At 51.9% G+C, this 3,374-nt stretch carries 1 protein-coding gene; it reads left to right on the top strand.

Going from position 1 to position 3,374, the window contains the following annotated elements:
* Positions 1–332 precede the first annotated feature (332 nt).
* Positions 333–3,374, top strand: a 3,042-nt coding sequence (locus ACR0DT_RS24815; RefSeq protein ID WP_480713312.1) for a PKD domain-containing protein, incomplete at its 3' end; no start/stop codon positions are given.

Below are 3,374 nucleotides of genomic sequence, written 5' to 3'. Positions count from 1 at the left end.
AGAATAGATTGCTCATTACACATCCCTGAAACTCAGGGGTTTGAATCACGCAGTCGGGATCACGGAAACCAATTTAATGGGTCCAGAACCTTAATCCAGCGAGTCAAAACACGCGCATAGTGCTCGGTTTTTTAGAGATGCCCACATGTCTAAAAAGTCCTGATAAACCGCGCATGCGATCAGCTTATACCACTTTTTGGTATAAGCTGATCGCATGTATTTGCCATCAACTTGTACATGTGGTCGCAGAGCATGAGATTTATCTAATCTAAGATATAATCTCAAAATCAAAAAGTCGAATAAGATTGAAATAGAGGCTTGGAATTCTAAGCATGTTTTTATCCAAATTATACCGAATAAATTATTTTAAATATATTCAAGTGATCGCAAGGTTTTTGCTGAGATTTTCCCTCTCTGTTTTGGTTATGGCTAAAGTTGCACTTGCTCAGCTTCCCGAGGCTCCGGTTGGTTTGGCTGCCGTGTTAGGTGACAACTATGAACTCATTGTCAAGTGGACGCCTGGGGAGGCTGGAAGTAGCCCAATTATTAAGCACCAAATTCAAGTTTCATCTGGTGATGGTGCCGAAAATCCTAACCCGGGTTTTTGGAATGATATTGAAGATAGTGGCGAGGATGGTAAGAATTTTTCCGGCCACCGGCAGATTTCATCTATTAGGTTTTTGGAATCTGGGGAGATGGAAGAGTTTTGGATTCATATTCGCGCAGTAACTGCAGAAGGGCCCAGTCTTCATGGAAGGACACGGTTACAAACTCAAGGTACATTCTTTTTCTTCGATTTGAACCCGTCTCGGGAAGTTTCGGAATCTAGTGGCCCTGAAACCATGGTTGGTGCACCAGTGAGTGTTTGTGCCCTCATCAATAATGAATGCTTGCCTAACCCTGCCGTAATCTACACATTAGGTGGATCGGACGCGGAATTTTTTTCTATTAGTCGCGACACGGGACAATTGTTTACTTATGGGGCTCTAAATTTTGAAGAGCGCCAAAGTTACGAAGTAACTGTAATCGGTGATAGTGGAGATGCTCGTTTACCGAAGGCTGTTGCAAAAGTTACAGTAAATATCGTTAATGTGGATGAGTCGGGTGTCGTTCGACTGTCTGGGTCAGGTGCTTTTATAAATGCGACTCTGACTGACCCAGATGGGGGTGTTTCTGGTTTGACTTGGCAATGGGCTCGCTCCAATAATCCTAACGGTCCTTTCCAAAACATAATTGGTGCAATCAATTCACAATACTCTCGAGTTCAAGCAGATGATGGCCATTTTCTTCGCGCTACAGCCAATTACAATGACGCTGAGGGGCGAAACAAAATAGCAAGCGTAGTCAGTGACGACCCTATTGTGGCCACCGTGCCAGAAGCTCCAGCCAACTATAGTGTACAACTTATCGATTTTGACTCTCCTCAAGGCCCAAAATATTTTCGTTCTTGGGTGCCGAGAAATGATGGGGGTAGCCCAATTATTAAGCATGAGCTTAAGGCGTTTCATGATGCTTCGGGCCCCTCTAATGCAACTGCAAGAATTGTTAACAGTGGTGAAGGTGAAGCTAATTTCATGAGTTTTACCGAAAATGTTGGACTTTCACCTTACAGCACGTCTAGTCAAGAACTCTTTCGCATCTTAGGTTCTTCTACTGAAGTTGTATTTGCAGTTAACGAGTTTGGTGATGGAGCGTACTCGAACGCATCAATGTTCCACATGCCGCCCATTTTTTTAGATGGTCCATTGGAAACTCGCGAAATCTTGGAAGCTGCCGGTTCAGGCGAAGCAATCGGAGATCCGGTTGTTGCGACGGATTTTGCAAATGATCCAATTTCTTACAGTTTGGAAGGACCTGATGCGAGCTTCTTTGATATTGATACGAGCACCGGCCAATTGTTTGCGAAGGAAACATTGAGTTATGAAGATCGCCAAAGCTATCAAGTAACCGTAAAGGCCAACGATAATGATAGTGTTACACCAGATGCGACGACTGAGGTGACGATCACGGTTACGGCGGGTGCGAATGATGCGCCGACCGCCGATGCGGGTCCGGACCAGACGGTGAATGAAGGCGCAATCGTCACGCTGGATGGGACGGGGAGTTCGGATCCGGAAGGCGAAGAGCTGAGCTATGCGTGGACGGCGCCTGAGGGTGTTGTGTTGAGCAGTGCGTCTGCGGCGGAGCCGAGCTTCACGGCACCTTCGCAGCTTGCTTCGGATCAGACGCTGAGCTTCACGCTTGTGGTGACGGATGCGCGGGGTGTCGCGTCTGATGCTGACAGCGTGACGATCACGGTCGACGCCGCGGTGCCCGATGCACCGACCTTGACGGCTGGCGGTGGCGATAGTCAGGTGATGTTGTCCTGGACGCCAGGCGGCAGTACGATCTTGCGGCATGAGTACCGGCAAGGTGTGGCAGGCGGCAGCTACAGTACTTGGACGGCGATCCCGGACAGCACGCCAGGCGGAACAGGTGCGACGAGTCACACGATAAGCGGTCTTGACAACGGAACCACTTATAGCTTCCAGGTGCGGGCGGTGAACGCGGCGGGCGAGAGTGCGGCGTCCAACGAGGCGACAGCGACGCCAGCGACGGTACCCGATGCGCCAATCCTGATGGCGAACCTTTTGACGGCCAGCAACGGTGTCGGTCAAGTGATGTTGTCCTGGACGCCAGGTGGCGATGGCGGCAGCCCGATTACGAAGTACCAAATCCAATCGCCCGGCACAGGTTGGGAGGATATCCCGAGCAGCGCACCGGGCGAGGGCAATGCCACGACTTTAACATACTTGGACCCGAGACTCTCGACCTTTACTTTTAGCTTCCGAATACGTGCGGTGAATGCGGTTGGCGTGAGCGCGGCATCCAACTGGGTGACGGTAACGCCTGCGCCGACCGCCGATGCGGGTCCGGACCAGACGGTGAATGAAGGCGCAATCGTCACGCTGGACGGGACGGGGAGTTCGGACCCGGAGGACCAGGCGCTGAGCTATGCGTGGACGGCGCCTGAGGGTATTGTGCTGAGCAGTGCGTCTGCGGCGGAGCCGAGCTTCACGGCACCTTCGCAGCTTGCTGCGGACCAGGCGCTGAGCTTCACGCTTGTGGTCACCGACGAACATGGCGCATCCTCTGATGCTGACAGCGTGACGATCACGGTTACGGCGGGTGCGAATGATGCGCCGACCGCCGATGCGGGTCCGGACCAGACGGTGAATGAAGGCGCAATCGTCACGCTGGATGGGACGGGGAGTTCGGATCCGGAAGGCGAAGAGCTGAGCTATGCGTGGACGGCGCCTGAGGGTGTTGTGTTGAGCAGTGCGTCTGCGGCGGAGCCGAGCTTCACGGCACCTTCGCAGCTTGCTTCGGATCAG

This window comes from Ruegeria sp. BI11 (assembly GCF_056538005.1).
This window is presented reverse-complemented; position numbering and strand designations above follow the sequence as displayed.